The following is a 19,104-nucleotide window of genomic DNA, read 5'->3' on the forward strand; positions in this document are numbered from 1 at the left end:
ATCTCAGTGACAACTTGCAATTTAAAGGACATCGAATAGTCCTTCTGTGTACGCTTAACGTACTGTGAATGATTGATTTCTTTCATAACGCTACTTTTTGTGTAACGCTATTTCAGGACGAGACAAACAACAAATAAAAAAAGCCGGTGTTACGCCGGCTTTTTTGTTTTCCTGTATCCCTTTTTCTGACTCGGATTTCTAATTCGTGGCCCAGCCAAAAACCCAAAGCTGACTTTTTCAATTTTATCGGATTGTACACCATCAGAGCCCGATACTTATAAGGAGCGCGAACGGCGAGCAAATCTCTCGCTGTTGTTCGTTCCGGGTGCTACCTAAAGTTGAGTTACTAATTTAACAAAAGAATTGTTTCGGTCGTACCTCAAACAAAACTTTACGAGAATTCGTCTTTTTCACAGAAAAAAAGTAGCACAGGCATTTTCATCGCGTTTCCCGTGCAAATAAGCCGACAAATCATTTTTTCATGACGTGGTGAATTACCAAACACCGAAAAACCATTTTTTCATCGCGTGGTGATTCGCCATACAACGAAAAATCAATTTTTCATCGCTTGGTGATTCGCCATACATCGAAAAATCAGTTTTTCATGGCGTGGTGATTCGCCATGCGCTGAATAATCATTTTTTTGCTTCTTGGTAAATCACCATTTGTTGAACAATCATTTTTTCGCCCCGTGGTAAGTCACCAAGCATAGCCTAACGATTTTTTCGTGGCATGGCGACTCGCCATTGCTTACAGAAAACCGCAAAGTATTCACCGAGTCGGTATTTGCCGGAAACAAGGTTAAATGGATCAAACATGGCAGGGTATACAAAGTAGCTGCTGCCCGGGTAATTGAGGGACTGAGGGACTGAAGGATTGAAGGGTTGAGGGACTGAAGGATTGAAGGATTGAAGAAGATTGAAAAACTGTTGAATGGAGAAACTGCAAAATTGTTAAATGGTAAAAACAAAAGGAATAAAAACGCGACATGGAAAAAACAGAATAAACACCGCGTACAAAGACGAATTTTTTCGGCCTGTTCCCTCCAGATGTCCCCTGCTCCGGAGAACCTGCGTTATCGTTCAATTGTACAATTTCTTCTGCCTCAATCTGAAAATAATGATGATTGTGGTGAAAGGACACTCCTAATATCTTGCGGCAATCCGGAGAGTAAAAAAGCAAAGTTGATTCTAAATAAATGCATTTATTGGATGAAACTCTTTTTTTTCATGATGAGCAGCGTTTGTTTTGGCTATATTTAGACTCAAATCAATTAAACCGAAATTTCAAAAAGAAAGATCATGAGAAAAAGTATTTTTTACAGTATTGCGATGTTGGCAGCGTTGTTGATTGCCCATCCCGCATTTTCGCAGAAAGTAAACAAACTGACTTCACAAGAGAAAAAAGACGGTTGGGTGCTGTTATTCAACGGTAAAAATTTTGACGGATGGCGCCAGTGCAACGGAACTGCCATGCCTGCCAACTGGAAGATTGAAGACGATGCAATGAAAGTTTTTACCGGAGAAGGTAAAAACCCGGGCCAGGGAGCCAATGGCGATATTCTTTTCGGGAAAGAAAAGTACAAGGATTTTGAGTTATCGATTGACTGGAAAGCGGGTAAAATGGCCAACTCCGGAATTTTCTACTATGTAAGAGAGGTACCCGGGAAACCGATTTATTATGCAGCGCCCGAAATACAGGTACTCGACAACAAGGACGCTACCGACAATAAAATCGACAGCCACCTGGCAGGTTCGTTGTACGACATGATTGCGGCCGATCCAGCAACTGTTCATCCTGCTGGCGAATGGAATACCTGCTTGATTAAAGTTAAAGACGGGAAAGTAACCGTATCGATGAATGGCACAGAAGTACTTTCGTACACCCACTGGAGCGATGAGTGGAACCAACTTGTGGAAAACAGCAAATTCAAAAATTTTGAAGGGTTTCAGGAAGGAATTTCAAAAGAAGGTTTTATCGGGTTACAGGACCATGGTTATACGGTATGGTTCCGAAACATTAAAATCAGAAAATTATAAAACCGAAGGAACTGAAAAAGGAAATCATTCAGCTTGGTAAACTTAGATTTTAGCAATAAAAAACCCGGCCAAAAGCCGGGTTTTATTCATGGCGTAAATTCATTTATACTTTTTGTACAAATTCATTTAAACCGTATCTCGATCTCCCCTTTATTTCCCTCGTTCGATAAGGCTCATCCAGCTTTTCAGCATTCCCCAAATATCCCAGCACTCCTACACAAACGGGTGTCACATCATCCCTCAATTGTAACTTTTCTCTTAATTTTTGCTCGTCAAAGCCAGCCATTAAATGACCGTATATATCGCTGGAAGCGGCCTGCAATAACAATTGCGCGTTGGCCATTCCCAGGTCGTGTGCAGCCCACGGATTGGGCATTCCGTTCTTTTTAAAAGTATTTCGGTAGAGCGCTGCAAAAATCACCGGTGCTGTTTTCGACCAAGGCTGATTCCCCGGCATTAAACAATTCCACAGGTTTTCATAACCGGGTGTTCCTTTTAGTGCATATACATACTGCCAGGGCTGCTCGTTATTTGCACTTGGCGCCCACGAAGCTGCTTCAAACAAAACCTCCAGTTCCCTTTCTTCAATTTTCTTTTCAGAAAAAGCCCTTGGACTCCATCGTTTCTGAATTAAAGGATGAAGCCCGGAATTAACCTTTGTCTGTTTTCTTTCCTCTACTTCTATCATCACTCTTAATTTAACAGGGGTACCTCCATTAATAACACCCGCGCATTGCTACCGGCAACTACATCAAGTTTATCAACTTCCCAGATTCCAAGTCCGTCACGTCGGTTAAGCTCCTGTCCGTTGATGGTCACATCACCTTCAATCACAAAAGCATAAACTCCGTTACCCTCTTTTTTCAGCGAATAAGAGGCAGTTTTTCCCTTTTCAAATGATCCCAGGCTAAACCAGGCATCCTGATGTATCCAAACCCCCTGATCGGTTGAATCGGGTGAAAGAACCTGGTAGAATTCGTTACTTTTTGATATGTCGCGAATCGAAATCTGATCGTAACGCGGCTGCACATTTTTCTTGTTCGGAAAAACCCAGATTTGCAGGAGTTCTACTTTTTTATCCTCACTGTTATTGAATTCGCTGTGATAAACGCCTGTTCCGGCGCTCATCACCTGAACATCGCCTTCGCGAATTACCTCTTCGTTTCCCATATTGTCACGATGGCGCAAATCGCCTTCGAGCGGAATAGTAATAATTTCCATGTTGTCATGCGGGTGCATGCCAAATCCACCACCACCGGCTATCGAATCATCGTTTAGAACTCTCAATGCGCCAAAGTGAACGCGTTCCGGATCGTAATAATTGGCAAAACTAAAAGTGTGGTGAGTATTCAACCAACCGTGATTGGCGCTCCCCCTTGTTTCTGCCTTGTGTAATATTGTTTTCATGACTTGTTTTTTATATGGCTTTTCCTGTAATACTACTTCTCCGAAATAAAGCCTGTTCCCTTTTTTGTTTTTTCCTTCGCCGGTTTCGGCGATCGCAACAAACGCGATCACCACTATACCGGAAAGGAACCATTTTCTAATCTTTTTTATCGGGAACATTGTCAACATTCACCTGTTGTAAACGTCGCTGCTAATTACTGCATTGAAACTTCTTCTGAAGAAGACGCTACCAGTTCAAAACGAATGTCGAAAGTATCGTAAATCATTTTGTCACCCAGACCTTCGAAGAATTTACCTGAACCGTAGCGAATGTCGTATTTGGTACGGTCGATGGTAGCTGTTCCGTTAGCTGTAATTTTATCGCCTTCCACTTTTACATCAGCCGGAAAAGAAATCTCGTGCTTAATACCTTTGATGGTCAGGTCGCCAACTACTTTGTGTTTAGCACCGTCTTTGGCTACTGATTTAATGGTAAAAGTTGCTTTCGGATGTTTTTCAACCGAGAAGAAGTCGTCTGATTTCAGGTGACCGACCAGTTTGTCTTTCCATTCACCTTCCAAATCAGTACAATCGATCGAGTTCATATCCAGGTTAATGTTGGCTCCTGTCACTTTCGCATCCTGTACATAAACAGTTCCGTCGGCAACCGAAAGAAGCCCTGAATGCTCACCTGTTACTTTTTTTGCATTCCAGTAAACTTTACTGGCTTTGGTATCCACTTTCAATGCTGCCTGTGCGGCATCTTTCTGTCCTGCCACCGCTACTGAAACACTAAATAGTGCTATCGCTAAAAGTCCTGTAATTTTTTTCATTTCTCTTAAATTTTAGTTTACAATTTTAATTTCACTGCAAACATACTGCCCGTGAAAGCGAAAAAAAATAAACTAGTTTAAGAAAAATACTTTTTAGTCTTTTTTTGCTCGTTTTGCGAGTATTTTACTCAAAAAAACGGGTGTTACGCCCAAGTAAGATGAAATTTGATACTGTGGAAGTCGTTGAAGCAGTCCGGGATAATCGTTCACCAGTTCCTCGTAATTCTCTTCTGCTGTTTTCGACAATATGGAAACAAATCGTTTCTGAAGAAATACATAGGATTTTCGGATATAGTTGGCAAGAGCGATGTACCTTTTGTACAAAGTGTGAAAATTCTCCTCTGAAATGGAATAAACGATGCTGTCTTCCACCGTTTCGATAAAATACGGCGTTTCAGCTGGAGTTCCCAGGTCGCCGATCCACTGACGCTCGCGGGCAAAAAGGATATTAAATTCTTTCCCGTTCTGATCGATAATATACATCCGAAGCAGGCCTTTTTCAATATAATAATGCAATGTATTGGCCTCCCCCGCCTTCATAACCATCGTTTTTTTCTTGTAGGTATTTTTTCGGAATACACGGTGAATTTCCGCCATTTCCTCCGGCGTTAAAGGCTGTTTGTTAATGTGTTCGAAATACGAATATAAAATTGAATAGTCTGCCATTGCGTCTCCTTCTTGTGGTAAAAGTAATAAAATACAAAGAATCGGAAAGGAATCAATGCACAGCCTGATTATATATGGCGTCGAGCAGACCTCCGGACTCGTAGGAATCTCCTCCAAGCTCCCAAAACATTATACCACCGAGTTGATGATCCAAAGCAAATTGCGTTTTCAATTTTACCGATTCCGGATCGTCGTACGTTATAAAAATGCTGTCGGTCGGATGATAAAGAAAAGGCGCCTTTGCGATCGGGTCCCAGTGTCTTTCAAATCCATTTTTATCAATGTATTCACCCAGAAGCCTGCTATAGTTTGCTCCTCTCACCGCTCCGGCATTGGGTTGATACAATCCGTTATTTTGAGGAGGAACGCCTTTCCATCCTTTACCATAGAATGCTGCGCCAATTACTATTTTCCCCGGATCAACGCCATGTTCAATACAAAAGTTAATAATCCCTTCGGCTGATTGAGGTTCCCATGAACCTTCATCTTCCCCTTCTTCCTCCGTTCGGTTTTTCATTTCCATACCCAATGGTGTTTCTGACAGGTCGTTTAAAGTTACACGCCCCAAGGCCGTGTGGTGACGGGTAAATTTATTTCCACCTCCCGCCTGGTCATAGGTCATCAGGTTAATGTAATCCACATATTTCATTACCTCGTTTAACTCAATGTATTCGAAGTAATTTTTCCAGCCTGCAGCTGCAAATGTCAAAATCTGAGGGCGATCCAGTTTGTTCAATTCCGCCCGGAGTCCTTTAATAAATGCGGTAAAATTCTGTTTGTCTTCGGGACGAGCTTTGATTCCTGCTCCCGAAGCTGTCGGGTATTCCCAGTCAATATCGATTCCATCCAACTGGTATTTCTGAACAAAATTTACGGCACTGCGGATAAATTTTGAACGGCTTTCTTCAGTTAAAACGGCATCAGAAAAACCATCGGCTCCCCAACCACCACAGGCGACCATTACCTTAAGGTTCGGATGCTTCTGTTTTTCGGCCACCAACTGTTTTAAACGCGTATCCGACAATTCGTTTTTAAACGCCATTTCCCCATCGATAACATAACTGAAACTAAAAATCAGATGCGTGAGTTTCTCCAACTGCAATTGTTCCACATTAAATTCCTCGCGGGGAAAGTAGTAAGCCATAATATTAATTTTCGGTGTTTCGCTTACGTGAGCCTGCTTTCGGGAACCGCACCCCAACAGCAAGAAAATCATGACCAAAGGCAAAAAATAACGAATCATGGTAAAAAGTTTTAATGGATATAGACTGAGCTAAAATTAATGATTTATATTTACACTTTGTAAATTTTTTTAAAAAGATGCATGCAATGGTAAAAAGGCCAAATCAAATCAACATACTCCTGATGCTTATCGCGTTGGGTATATGTATACCGGCATTTTGCAACGCTCAGGCACCGGCCGAGTGGGTAAATCCGTTTATCGGCAGCACCAATTACGGCACTACAAATCCGGGAGCCATTGTTCCCCGCGGAATGGTTTCTGTAGTTCCTTTTAATGTTGCCGGAAATTCGCCGTTAAACAAACATGAAAAAGATGCAGGCTGGTGGTCAACACCCTATTCCTGGGACAATAAATATTTCACCGGTTTTTCACATGTTAATTTAAGTGGCGTTGGCTGCCCCGAATTAGGAGTCATTCTGCTCATGCCAACTACAGGCGATATTAACGCCGATTTTCGTGAATATGGCTCCGAAATGAGCCAACAGGCTGCACATCCCGGCTACTATTCTACTTTTCTGAATAAATACAACATTCTGGCAGAAGCTTCAGCGACAGAAAGAACCGGGATCAGTCGGTTTACCTTTCCGTCCGGAAAATCCAACATTTTGATCGACCTCGGAAACGGGCTCACCAACGAAAGCGGCGCTACACTGCGCATTGTAAACGATCGCGAAGTGGAAGGTTCGCGCATGACCGGTACTTTCTGTTACAACGACGGCACCGAACGTCCGGTTTATTTTGTGGCGCGTTTCAGCAAAACAGCCGAAGAATTTGGGGTCTGGAAAAAAATGCCAAAAATGAATGCAGAAGCCTCGTGGTCGGCAACAAGTAATAAATTCAAATATTACAAGAATTACCAGACTGAAATAGCCGGTGACAGCATTGGTGCATGGTTTTCGTTCAATACAAAAGCCGATGAACAAATTCTAGTTGAAGTGGGTGTTTCATATGTCAGCATCGATAATGCCCGTCAAAATCTAAATGCCGAATCCAACAAGTTCGATTTTGAAGCTACACGAAAGCATGCTGAAGACAAATGGAACAAGGCGCTTTCCACGATTACTGTAAAAGGCGGAACCGATGACCAGAAAACCGTTTTTTACACGGCACTTTACCACATGCAAATCCATCCGAATATTTTAAGCGATGTAAACGGCCAGTATCCGGCCATGGAATCGTTCGAAATTAAAGAACGCAAAAATGGTGAACGTTACACCGTGTTTTCGTTGTGGGACACCTACCGAAACCTGCATCCGTTTTTTAGTCTGGCCTTTCCGGAGCAGCAGCTGAATATGGTGAACTCGTTAATTGAAATGTACGATGAAAGTGGCTGGCTGCCCCGCTGGGAACTGAACAGTACCGAAACCCATGTTATGGAAGGTGACCCGGTAATTCCGGTAATTGTGGATACCTGGTTTCGGGGTATCCGCGATTTTGACATAGAGAAAGCTTACGAGGGAATGCGCAAATCGGCAACCACACCGGGAAAAGACAATAAAATAAGGCCCGACATCGACGAATACCTTTCGTTGGGTTATGTGCCGTTAAAGACTCCATTTGACAACTCGGTTTCGCATGCGCTGGAATATTACATGGCCGACTGGAACCTGGCTCAACTGGCAAACAATTTGGGAAAAACTGACGACTACGAACGCTTTCTGAAACAATCCAGAAGCTGGAAAAATTATTACGACGACGAATTCGGAATCATCCGTCCAAAGCTGGAAAACGGTAAATTTTTACCGGATTTCGATCCCAAACAAGGCGAAAATTTTGAACCAAGTCCGGGCTTTCACGAAGGCAATGCGTATCAATACAACTTTTGCGCCCAGCACGATATGAGCGGGATGATTGAATTGAACGAAGGAAAAAAGAACTTCGTAAAGAAGTTGCAAGCCACCTTCGATGAAGGGAACTTTGATATGACCAACGAACCCGACATTCACTATCCCTGGCTTTTTAATTATGTGAAAGGCGAAGAATGGCGCACTCAGAAGGAAGTCAGGCGGCTGATAGCGACTTACTTCAAAAATGCTCCCGACGGACTTCCGGGGAACGATGACACCGGCACGATGTCGGCCTGGGTGGTTTACGCGATGATGGGAATGTATCCCGTTATTCCGGGCGATATGAATTATACCGTTTCCTCCCCTGTTTTTGATGAAATTACCATTAAATTGGACCAAAATTTTTATCCGGGGCAGGAAATAACTATTCGACACACCGGTGATCAGTCATCAAAAATCAAAAACATAAAATGGAACGGGAAATCACAAAAATCCTTTTTCATCAACCATGCGGAACTCGTAAAAGGTGGCATACTCGAAATTATTCATTAATACCAACGATAAACTTAATTCACATACCATGAGATTATTTTTCATTTTAGCGATCGCACTTGCAACCTTGCTTTTAAGCTCGTGTACGGGCGAAAAAACAGTGCAACAGGAAACAACCGATTTTACGGCTTTTGTAGATCCGCTGATCGGAAGCGACTACCACGGCCACGTTTTTGTGGGAGCCAGCGTTCCGTTTGGCGCCGTGCAACTGGGGCCGAATAACCCAACACAAGGTTGGGACTGGTGTTCGGGCTACCACTACTCCGATTCGTTGCTGATCGGCTTTGCCCACACTCAACTGAGCGGAACCGGTATCGGCGATTTGGGCGACCTTCTTTTTATGCCGCTTTCGGGCGATTACACCCCCAATTTCGAGGGTGAAAATCAGTACGACTGGCAGGCAAAATACACACACGCCGGAGAAGTCGCCAAACCGGGATATTACTCAATCGATATTGACCGTTACAAGGTTAAAGCTGAATTAACGGCTACCGAAAGGGTTGGCTTTCATAAATACGATTTCAAAGGTGAAGGCAATTCAAAAGTGCTCATTGACCTGAAATACGGAACAGGTTGGGACGCCATTCAAAAAGGTGAATTAAAACAAACCGACGACCACAGTGTTGAAGGGCTCCGCTTTTCGAAAGGCTGGGCGGCCGATCAGCGCGTTTTTTTCCATACTGAATTTTCCAAACCCATTGTAAACTTTGAAGTGGTAAGAACCGATGCGGAGAAAGGTGAACTGACTGCACTCATTGAGTTTGAAGGCAACGGCGTTTTGCTGGCTAAAACCGCGATTTCGCCCGTGAGCTGTGAGAACGCAAAAGGAAATATGATAGCTGAAATCAACGACTGGGATTTTGAAAATACACTGAATGCTGCTACCGGAAAATGGAACAATGAACTGGGTAGAATCAGTATTGAAACTTCGAGCGAGGCCGATAAAAAAACGTTCTATACTTCGCTTTATCATACCATGATCGAACCCGCTCTCTTCGACGATGCCAACGGTGAATACCGCGGAACTGACAAGGAAGTGTATCCTAATCCCGGCTTTGACAATTACACCGTTTTCTCGCTTTGGGATACTTACCGTGCGGCGCATCCGCTTTACACCATCTTTCAACCCGAACGAGTGGATGACTTTGTGAATTCGCTGCTGACAGCCTTCGACCAGCAAGGCAAACTTCCGGTGTGGCACCTGTGGGGCAACGAAACCAATACCATGGTGGGGTATCACGCGGTTCCCGTAATTGCCGATGCATATTTGAAAGGCTTTCGCGGATTTGATGCAGAAAAAGCGTTTCATGCCATGAAAACCTCTGCCCTTCTCGATGAAAGAGGTTTGAATTACGTGAAAGAGCTGGGATACATTCCTGCTGATAAAACGGTTGAATCGGTTGCAATGGGACTGGAATACGCCATCGACGACTGGTGTATTGCGGCTATGGCAAAAGCGATGGGGAAAACCGAAGACTACGAACTTTTTTCAAAACGCGCTGAATATTACAAGCAGTATTTCGATCCAAGCATCAAATTTATGCGCGGTAAACTCTCTGACGGAAGCTGGCGAACTCCTTTTAATCCTATCTCGTCGCAACACCGCGAAGATGATTTTTGCGAAGGAAACAGCTGGCAGTACACCTGGCTGGTTCCGCAGGACCCGCAAGGATTGATTCAACTGCAGGGTGGCGAAGAAGCGTTTATTACAAAACTCGACAGTCTGTTCAGCATTTCTTCCGAACAGGTGGAAGGAGCATCCAGCGATATTTCGGGTCTGATCGGACAATATGCACACGGCAACGAGCCCAGTCACCACACTACTTATATGTACACCTACGCCGGTGCACAGTGGAAAACCGCTGAAAAAGTGCGCGAAATCTGCACCACGATGTACAATGATCAACCCGACGGACTTTGCGGAAACGAAGACTGCGGCCAGATGTCGGCCTGGTATGTGCTTTCATCCATCGGTTTTTATCCGGTTAACCCGGCTAACGGAGCTTATGTATTTGGAAGTCCGATGTTCGACAAGGTTGAACTCTCTTTTCCGGAAGGAAAAACGTTCACCATTTCAACCGAGAATAGCAGCAAAGAAAATCTCTATATTCAGTCGGTTAAGTTGAACGGAGAACCTTATACCAAAACATTTATTACCCATAAACAGCTGCAGGCCGGTGGCGAACTGGTTTTTACGATGGGTAATACACCGAACAAAGATTTCGGAAGCAAAGCTGAAGACCGACCGGAATCGATCGTTTATTAGACAACTTAGAATTCAGGCCGGCTATTTGGGGTTGTGTTTCATTCCTGTTATTTTTTCTGAAAAAGAAGTAAGAATGACACAAAGCAAACCTTAAATAGCCGGCCTGCGTTTATCTTTGCAAAAAAGAAAGAATGGCATCCGATAAATATTTTCCGCAGATACAAAGCATTACCCGCGCCAAACGCCGCATCAACGATATTATCCTGCAAACACCGCTTCAGTTAAACTTCAACCTTTCGGAAGAGTTCCAGGCAAACATTTATTTGAAAAGGGAAGATCTGCAATTGGTAAGATCGTACAAACTTCGTGGCGCTTACAACAAAATCGCCAAGCTTTCGGCAGAAGAACGAAAGAAAGGAGTAGTGTGTGCGAGTGCAGGAAATCATGCACAGGGAGTTGCTTATTCGTGCAGTAAACTGGACATAAAAGGGAAAATATACATGCCCGCCACAACGCCGAAGCAAAAAGTGCGTCAGGTGGAGATGTTTGGTAAAGAAAATGTGGAAGTGATCCTGGTTGGCGATACATACGACGATGCCCATAACCTGGCCCTGGAAGACTGCCAAAAAACTGGAATGGCGTTTATTCATCCGTTTGACGACAAAGAAATTATTGAAGGCCAGGGAACGGTCGCGCTTGAGATTTTACAGGATACCAAAGAAGAAATCGACTTTGTTTTTATCCCGATTGGGGGTGGAGGACTGGCAGCCGGAGTTGGAGCCTATTTCAAACAAATCAGCCCAAGTACAAAAGTCATTGGAGTAGAACCTGCAGGAGCGCCTTCGATGCAAAAATCGCTGGATGCCGGCCATGTGGTGACCCTTGAAAAAATCGACAAGTTTGTGGATGGAGCTGCCGTACAACGTGTGGGCAACCTCACATTTGAAATTTGTAAAGAAGTGCTTGATAAAGTTCAACCCGTTCCCGAAGGTAAAATTTGTACAAAAATTCTTGAACTATATAACCGCGATGCCATAGTTATTGAACCTGCCGGAGCGCTTTCGATTGCGGCTCTCGACTATTTCAGGGACGAAATAAAAGGCAAAAACGTGGTTTGCATTGTAAGCGGCAGTAATAACGACATCACCAGGACGGAAGAAATCAAGGAACGTTCGTTGTTGTATGAGGGTTTGATGCATTATTTTATTGTTCGCTTCCCGCAACGTGCCGGGGCGTTAAAGACCTTTGTGGATGTAGTTCTGGGGCCTAACGACGATATTACCCATTTTGAATATTCGAAGAAAACCAACCGCGAAAAAGGCCCGGCGATGATCGGAATTGAAGTGCAAAAAAAGGAAGATATAAACGGCCTTATTCAACGCATGGAAGAAAACGGCTTTGTTTACGAATACCTCAACGACAACCCGGATCTGTTCCAGTTTCTGATTTGATCACCGGCATCAAAATAAGTTAGATATTTCCGGGAACCTAGCGTAAATAAGCGCAGAGAAAATAATTATCTTCTCTGCCTTTTCTAGAATTTTACGCAGCTGTTATATTCTGAAAATAAAATTGTTCCGATAACAAACAGCTACCGGAACAACAAATTATTTTTCATTGAAAATTTTCTCTCTACCAAACTGTTTCAGCATTCAACCTGAAGTTTGGCATCGCTCAACCAACTAAAACATTCACAGTTAACTCAATTGAGCGATTAATCGTGAAGTTTTCTTGCTCGCAGGTAGTCCAGCAACATTTGCGGACGATCGGTCTGAATGATACGTGTGTCAAGGCTATCGATCAGGTAACCGTAACCTTTATCCGGGTCTTCCAGCGACATATCATCGTCGTGACCACCGGCCATGGTATCCCAAAGTGTATTGTACCAGATCAGCGAATGACCATCAAGTATATTCACCACATCTTTGGCCAAAGTATTGGTGTCGTTTACAAACAACAGTTCAAACGCTACCGGATTCAGGTCTTTTACAAAAAGCTCGATTTGCTCGCGGGCATCTGCATTATCCAATTTAACAATGGGCATGTAAATCACTTCGTTCAGGTAATCGCCGTAAAAATCCTTTACTTCCTGTGCACTTTTCCCGCCTTTCATAATTACCTGTTTTGTGGTCCCGGTTTTTTGAAGCAAGGCATACACACGATCAAAATAACGGTCGGCTTTATCCAGGTTAAGCATGATTTTTCCTTTGGCATGTTCCAGCGCTTCTTCCAGCGTCGGAACCTTGTGGATGGTTCTAATTGCACAGCCATTTCTCAGATTCAGTTCTTGGATATCGGCCCAGTTGGTTTCAGCAACGACTCCTTTTCCGGTAGTTGTTCTGTCCAGTTTCGAATCGTGCATCAAAATCATTACACTGTCTTTGGTCATCTGTACATCCAACTCCACCACATCGACGCCCATTTTTATGGCATTATCAATGGCTTCCAGCGAGTTTTCAGGGAAGTTACGCCAGTCGCCCCGGTGCGCCACCACTATTACCGAGCTTTTATCACGGCTCATCAGTTTCTCGCGAATTGCCGTAACCTTGTCGGTTTTTTCCGCAGCTGCCGGCTCTTTTTGACATTGTTGCTGCCCTGCCTGGCAACCGGCTAAAAGGAATATAATTCCAATAATCGTATAAAGTTTCATCGTATTTTTATTCAAAGGATGGTAAGTTTTGCGTAAACTCTGTTAGTTGATAATCATTTTTGCTACAACAGGCAAATGATCGGAAGGATAACGTTGGTCCATATGGTCGGTTAAAACACCGTATTTCAGTACTTCAATTTTTTTACTGGTAAATATGTAGTCAATTCTTTTGTCTAGTGGTGCATCGTACTTAAAACCATTAAATGTCCCCTCCGGTCCGTAGGGAGGTATCGCTGACACGTTGCGTGAATCATTTAGTAAGGTTTCCATGGTTTTTACCTGTTCTGTTTCCGGCAGCGAATTTAAATCACCAACGCAAATGGCAGGAGTATCGCCTGCTATTTCCTGAATTTTTTGTACCATCAGTTTCCCCGATTCTTTCCGGGCAATTACTCCCTGGTGATCAAAATGCACACAGAAGAAGTAAAATACTTTTGATGATTCCAGATCCCGGAATTTTCCCCACGAACAAATCCGGTTACAACAGGTTGCATCCCAGCCAAGTCCCGGTTCATCTGGATTTTCGCGCAACCAGAAATCGCCCGACTCCAACAATTTAAACCGATCGGTCCGGTAAAAAATGGCACAATGTTCGCCTGCATCTTTACCATCTTCGCGACCGTGTCCGGTATAGCTGTATTCTTTCAACTCTGACAGGTCTTTTAACTGTTCGATAAAACCTTCCTGGGTTCCGAAAATATCAAATTCGTGAAAACGGACTAAACTCTTCACATTCTCTTTCCGGTTGGGCCAGGCATTTATTCCGTCTCTAGACGTATTCATACGGAGGTTGTAGGTAGCCGCAATAATAGGTTTATTGGGGCGTGCAAAGGTTAAAACTGCATTTACCATTAAAATGGTTAATAAAAGGAATGATCGTTTCATTTGTTATTAGATATAATTTTTAGGTATACTTTCATTTTTTCCATCCTGTTCCTGTTTAATCAAACTGATATCAGGACCTTGTATTTTAACATACCTTACTTTTAAATTTAGATATTTGGCTTTGAATATCTAACTCGCCTAACATGCAAATAGAGAAACAATTCTTCAAATGTTTCAATATATAATTGCCGAGATAGCCTGATTTAGCTGGCTGCTATCGGTAATGTTTACCAGTTTCGGTATATTATCCGTTAGCAAACATATAAATTATGCTTTATAAACCATTTGACAAAATTGGTCTTTTTATCTACTTTTTCGAATAACAATCAAATGTAAAAAGGAAAAAATTGAAACTAATATATTGTTTTAACCGTCAACAACTCTAGTCACAACAACTTTAATCCTCACTACTGCTCAAGAACATATGTTCTTTGCTTCGAGCATGATGCATTACCTATGTCTCATCAAACATTAACTTTTCACATTGGCGATAACAGGAAAACCAAAACGCTTTTGGTTTTGGGTTCCGTTTTTCGTGTCGTATATTATTTCTCTTAAAAGCAATTTATTCGCAACACTTAAACCGAGTTCACATTTCGTATCTTATCGTTTATTTTCTTTTTGTATTGTTTCGTTTATTTTTTTTAATATGTTTGTTAGCGCAAGTGTGATTTTTAAGATGATTCATTGATCGCGACAACAGCAAACCGAGGTTTAATACTTCCTTGCAGTTGCCAATGCAAAACAAGACATTATGAAACCTAAGCTAGGACAACTAACACTTCTTATACTTAATACTATTCATTCACCAGTCATTACTGCTTCTGGTACAATTTACTATACTGCTATATTTAGCTCTGCACCATCCATTTCAGACCAACATTTAACCGGGTCCTGTGTATCCGACATGGTTTTGACAGCAACCTGATAATACAGGATCAAAGAAAAAAAATGTGATTAACTGAATAAAACCAGAAGTATAAAATAGAGCATTTTTCTGAATCGAATTTCTAAACGAACTAAGATACAGGCACTTTTCAAGAATAGAATGGACAAGATTACAAATGCACTGCAGTGCACGACCGATACAAAGGAGTTAATTATAGGAGAAGGAGTTACCGCCCAAACCGGAAAGATGTTTAAAAAGCTATTCCCGGGGAAAAAAGCAATTATTGTTGCGGATAACAATACGTGGATCGCTGCAGGGAAGACAGTACAAAGTTCTTTGGTTTCTGAAGCGATTAAGCAAGACTCACCATTTATATTTACCGGGGATCATTTTCATGCAGAATGGAAATACGTTGAAGAACTGGAAGAGGTCTTGAAAAAAACAGACGCCATAGCAATAGCCGTTGGATCAGGAGTAATTAACGACCTTACCAAACTGGTTTCTCGCCATTGCAACAAGCAATATATCTGTGTAGCAACCGCTGCGTCGATGGATGGATACACTGCTTTTGGCTCGTCAATTACTTACCAGGGAAATAAACAAGCCTACGACTGTCCGGCTCCTGTTGGCTGTATATTCGATCCTGAAATTGCGGCAATTGCTCCCAAAGAACTGGCAGCATCGGGCTATGCCGATCTGATTGCCAAAATACCTGCAGGAGCAGACTGGATGTTGGCAGATGCTGTGGGAGCCGAGAAACTCGATGAGTTTTCATGGAATTTAGTGCAAAATGGCCTTCGGGAATCATTATCATCCCCCGGAGCAGTACTCGAAGGAGATATAAAGGCAACAGAAGCTCTTGGTGAAGGCCTGATTATGTCGGGTTTTGCCATGCAGGCGCTTCAGTCAAGTCGCCCGGCATCAGGAACCGAACATCAGTTTTCGCACTGCTGGGATATGGAAAACCTTAGTTTTGAAGGACAACTGGTGTCTCATGGTTTTAAAGTTGGAATTGGCACGCTTGTATCCACCGCTTTAATTGAATTTTTACTGGAAGAAGATTTTTCTGTTTTGGATGTCGAAAACTGTGTTGATGTCTGGAAAAACTGGCAGGAAACAGAGAAAGACATTTACCGGATTTTTGAAGGGAAACCCGGACATATTTCACGTGCATTGTATGAAACAAAAAACAAACACGTCAGTAAAGCAGAACTTCGCGAACAACTAAATGCATTAAAAGCGGCGTGGCCTGAGTTAAAAAACAAGCTACAGGCACAACTGATCCCCTTTTCCGAAGTTCGCGAAAACCTAAAGCAAGCAGGAGCTCCATACGAGCCCGAAATGATTGGAATAAGCCGCGAACGTCTACTCAAAACACTTGGTTATATTCCGTACATGCGCAGTCGTTTTGCCAACATAGACATTGTTTTCCGTTGTGGATTGATGGAAAAATACGCGACTAAACTTTTTGGACAGGGAGGCATATGGGAAATCAATAAGAAAAACATAAACTAAAGATGAATACCGAACAAAAAAAAGCATTTAAGAAGTGGCAAACCCGAACACTATTCGGCACCATACTGGGATACGCCCTATTCTATTTTGTAAGAAAGAATTTTTCGCTGGCCATGCCCGGAATGGAAGCCGACCTGGGCATTTCAAAAACCGAACTGGGAACTTTTTTAACCCTTTACGGCGTAATTTACGGAAGTTCACAACTTATAAACGGAATGTTTGCCGACCGTAAAAATGCCCGATGGTACATGTCCATCGCCTTATTTTTAGCAGTTTGTGCCAATGTTGCATTTGGATTTGGCGAAGATATAGCCATGATGATTACCGGGTCAACAGACGCCGGAATTTATGTAAATGCACTCATCATAATAATGGGCTGTTTATGGCTGTTTAACGGCATGTTTCAGGGAGCCGGTTTCCCTCCGTGTGCCCGTTTGCTGACACACTGGTTCGAACCAAAAATTTTGGCCACCAAAATGTCGACCTGGAACATTTCACACTCTATCGGGGCCGGAATGGTCGTTATTCTTTCGGGCTACATTATGGCGCATTTCGGAACGGATGTTAGCGCTAATCCGGAGGCTGTAAGCAACATCGCAGCAAACCTAAACATCGACATGGCGACTGCCAAAGCTTCTGAAGTTGAGCACGTGATGAGATTTGCCAAGCACTCGGGAGCATGGAAACTTTGCTTTTTTATTCCTGCAGCCATTTCGCTATTAGGAGTTTTTGCTCTGATCTGGATTTTAAGAGATACTCCAAAATCGGTTGGCCTACCAGAACTCGGCAGCGAAAATGGTGAAACAAAAATCAAAACAGATACTAAATCTGCGGCATACAGAGCCTTTATCAGCAAATTTGTCTTTCGAAATCCGCTGATGTGGATCCTCGGATTTGGCAATTTCTTTGTATACATCGTCCGTTTCGCTATTCTCGACTGGGGCCCAATGTTGTTAAGCCAGTCGAAACACGTGAGCTTGTCGCATGCCGGTTGGTTGGTGGCCATGTTTGAGGTGGCTGGAATTATCGGGATGTTGTTCGCAGGTTATGCTACCGACAAATGGCTAAAAGGACGCGCCCACCGCACCAGCATGTTTTGTATGCTCGGGACGGCCGGTTTTATGGCCATCTTCTGGATTTTACCCGTAGGAGCACCAATATGGATGTTTTACTTCACTTTAGGCGCTGCCGGATTCTGTATTTACGGGCCACAGGCGCTTATCGGAATTTCTGCGGCACAACACGCAACAAAAAAAGCGGCAGGTACAGCCAATGGTTTTAAAGGCCTGTTCGGTTATGCCAGTACACTAGTTTCGGGTGTAGGGCTTGGTTTTATTGCTGACCACTATGGCTGGAATGCAGTATATATCGGAGTTATCATTGTGGCCCTTATCGGTATGGGTGTATTAATGCTCATCTGGAAAGCCAAGGCCGACAGCTACGAAGAAGTTGCCGCCTACGAAGCAGCCCTGGAAGAAAAGGAAAAACAAGCCAATCAACCTAAAATCGCCTTAAGCAGAATCTAAGGATAAACTATTATGAGAAATTTATTGATATTACTCCTCACCCTGCCGGCAATCTTTTCAGGCTGTGATTCTGCCAAAAAACAACAACCAAAGGATGATAATTATCCTTTAATCGTTGCACATCGCGGCTTCTACAAAACGGAAGGATCAGAGGAAAATACCATCTCCAGCTTATCGAACGCCCAAAAACTGAGCGTTTATGGGGTTGAATTCGATGTTCAGATGACCAGTGAAGATTCGCTGGTTATCTTTCACGATAATACCGATAAAGAAACGGGCACCAAAATACAATCGGGTAATTTTGAAGAAATTCGCAAGCTCGTGTTAAAAAACGGGCACCAAATTCCAACCTTCAGGGAATGGCTTACCCAGGGAAAAAAAGACCCGGATACCAAACTTATCCTGGAGATAAAAAAACACGATACTCCTGAACGGGAGACACAACTTGTGGAAGCCATTGTAAAACTCATCAACGAGTTTAATATGATGGATCAAATGGAACTGATTTCATTCAGCAAACACGCCTGCGAAGAATGTATCCGACTGGTGCCGGACGCTACCGTTGTTTTTGTGAGCTCGCGTGTCGACCTCTCGCCGGCCGAGCTTAACACCAAAGGCTACAAAGGGCTTTCATACAAGGTAAATGTTTTACAGGAGAAACCTGAGTGGATTAAAGAAGCCAACGATTTGGGCCTTGCATCCACCTTATGGATGGTGAACGACAATGAACTGATCGATTGGGCAATCGAGCACCATGTTACCTATATTTCAACCGATCATCCGGATCAGGCCAAAGCCTACCTGAAATCATTAAAAGATAATAAACAAGCAGGTTCGAATCTTTAACGGGAGAAATACTAAAGGCAAACCTTGTGTTGGTTAAACACAAGCTTGTTTTATTCACGAGGGGCAACGTACCGGCTGTAG

General features: G+C 43.0%; 14 protein-coding genes. 7 read left to right on the plus strand and 7 right to left on the minus strand.

Translation table 11 applies throughout. From position 1 onward, the window contains the following. Window positions 1-1,301 precede the first annotated feature (1,301 nt). Entirely contained in the window at window positions 1,302-2,039 is a 738-nt protein-coding gene (locus MR764_RS19335; RefSeq protein WP_247981103.1) for a DUF1080 domain-containing protein, read from the plus strand. A 103-nt stretch (window positions 2,040-2,142) separates the two neighbouring features. On the opposite strand, the gene MR764_RS19340 is transcribed toward MR764_RS19335, so the two are convergent. The 5 genes from MR764_RS19340 to MR764_RS19360 all read right to left on the minus strand — a co-directional run bounded on the left by MR764_RS19340 (window position 2,143) and on the right by MR764_RS19360 (window position 6,167). Next, a complete protein-coding gene (locus MR764_RS19340; protein ID WP_247981104.1) occupies window positions 2,143-2,727 on the minus strand; it encodes a nitroreductase family protein in 585 nt (194 codons plus the stop codon). 5 nt (window positions 2,728-2,732) lie between these two features. Continuing rightward, entirely contained in the window at window positions 2,733-3,446 is a 714-nt protein-coding gene (locus tag MR764_RS19345; protein WP_247981105.1) for a pirin family protein, read from the minus strand. A 194-nt stretch (window positions 3,447-3,640) separates the two neighbouring features. After that, window positions 3,641-4,258: a YceI family protein gene (locus MR764_RS19350; RefSeq protein WP_247981106.1), complete on the minus strand. Its 618-nt coding sequence runs from the start codon at window positions 4,256-4,258 to the stop codon at window positions 3,641-3,643. A 93-nt stretch (window positions 4,259-4,351) separates the two neighbouring features. Continuing rightward, window positions 4,352-4,924, minus strand: a complete 573-nt coding sequence (locus MR764_RS19355; protein WP_247981107.1) for a Crp/Fnr family transcriptional regulator — start codon at window positions 4,922-4,924, stop codon at window positions 4,352-4,354. A 52-nt stretch (window positions 4,925-4,976) separates the two neighbouring features. Then, window positions 4,977-6,167: a glycoside hydrolase family 18 protein gene (locus tag MR764_RS19360; RefSeq protein ID WP_247981108.1), complete on the minus strand. Its 1,191-nt coding sequence runs from the start codon at window positions 6,165-6,167 to the stop codon at window positions 4,977-4,979. A gap of 86 nt (window positions 6,168-6,253) precedes the next feature. Between MR764_RS19360 and MR764_RS19365 the strand changes: the two genes are divergently transcribed. From MR764_RS19365 to ilvA, 3 genes are all read left to right on the plus strand, one after another. Continuing rightward, window positions 6,254-8,506: a GH92 family glycosyl hydrolase gene (locus tag MR764_RS19365; protein ID WP_247981109.1), complete on the plus strand. Its 2,253-nt coding sequence runs from the start codon at window positions 6,254-6,256 to the stop codon at window positions 8,504-8,506. 28 nt (window positions 8,507-8,534) lie between these two features. Next, entirely contained in the window at window positions 8,535-10,772 is a 2,238-nt protein-coding gene (locus tag MR764_RS19370) for a GH92 family glycosyl hydrolase (protein ID WP_247981110.1), read from the plus strand. Window positions 10,773-10,903: 131 nt separating this feature from the next. Then, the gene (gene ilvA / locus MR764_RS19375; protein WP_247981111.1) at window positions 10,904-12,163 is read left to right on the plus strand and encodes a threonine ammonia-lyase; all 1,260 of its coding nucleotides are present in this window, start codon (window positions 10,904-10,906) and stop codon (window positions 12,161-12,163) included. Between the two features lie 263 nt (window positions 12,164-12,426). Here ilvA and MR764_RS19380 read toward each other — a convergent pair whose 3' ends face one another. Next, a complete protein-coding gene (locus MR764_RS19380; protein WP_247981112.1) occupies window positions 12,427-13,362 on the minus strand; it encodes a glycerophosphodiester phosphodiesterase family protein in 936 nt (311 codons plus the stop codon). 42 nt (window positions 13,363-13,404) lie between these two features. Continuing rightward, window positions 13,405-14,247 (minus strand): endonuclease/exonuclease/phosphatase family protein, encoded by an 843-nt coding sequence (locus MR764_RS19385; RefSeq protein ID WP_247981113.1) that lies wholly within the window; start codon window positions 14,245-14,247, stop codon window positions 13,405-13,407. A gap of 1,048 nt (window positions 14,248-15,295) precedes the next feature. Here MR764_RS19385 and MR764_RS19390 point away from each other — a divergent pair. Genes MR764_RS19390 through MR764_RS19400 form a run of 3 tightly spaced genes read left to right on the plus strand, consistent with a single transcriptional unit; the run spans window position 15,296 to window position 19,023 of the window. Then, window positions 15,296-16,651: a sn-glycerol-1-phosphate dehydrogenase gene (locus MR764_RS19390; protein ID WP_247981114.1), complete on the plus strand. Its 1,356-nt coding sequence runs from the start codon at window positions 15,296-15,298 to the stop codon at window positions 16,649-16,651. 2 nt (window positions 16,652-16,653) lie between these two features. Beyond that, window positions 16,654-18,177: an MFS transporter gene (locus MR764_RS19395; RefSeq protein ID WP_247981115.1), complete on the plus strand. Its 1,524-nt coding sequence runs from the start codon at window positions 16,654-16,656 to the stop codon at window positions 18,175-18,177. Between the two features lie 12 nt (window positions 18,178-18,189). Continuing rightward, the gene (locus tag MR764_RS19400; protein ID WP_247981116.1) at window positions 18,190-19,023 is read left to right on the plus strand and encodes a glycerophosphodiester phosphodiesterase family protein; all 834 of its coding nucleotides are present in this window, start codon (window positions 18,190-18,192) and stop codon (window positions 19,021-19,023) included. The last annotated feature ends 81 nt before the right edge of the window (window positions 19,024-19,104 follow it).

Origin of the sequence: Maribellus sp. YY47 (genome assembly GCF_023111095.1) — a bacterium.
GTDB lineage: Bacteria > Bacteroidota > Bacteroidia > Bacteroidales > Prolixibacteraceae > Draconibacterium.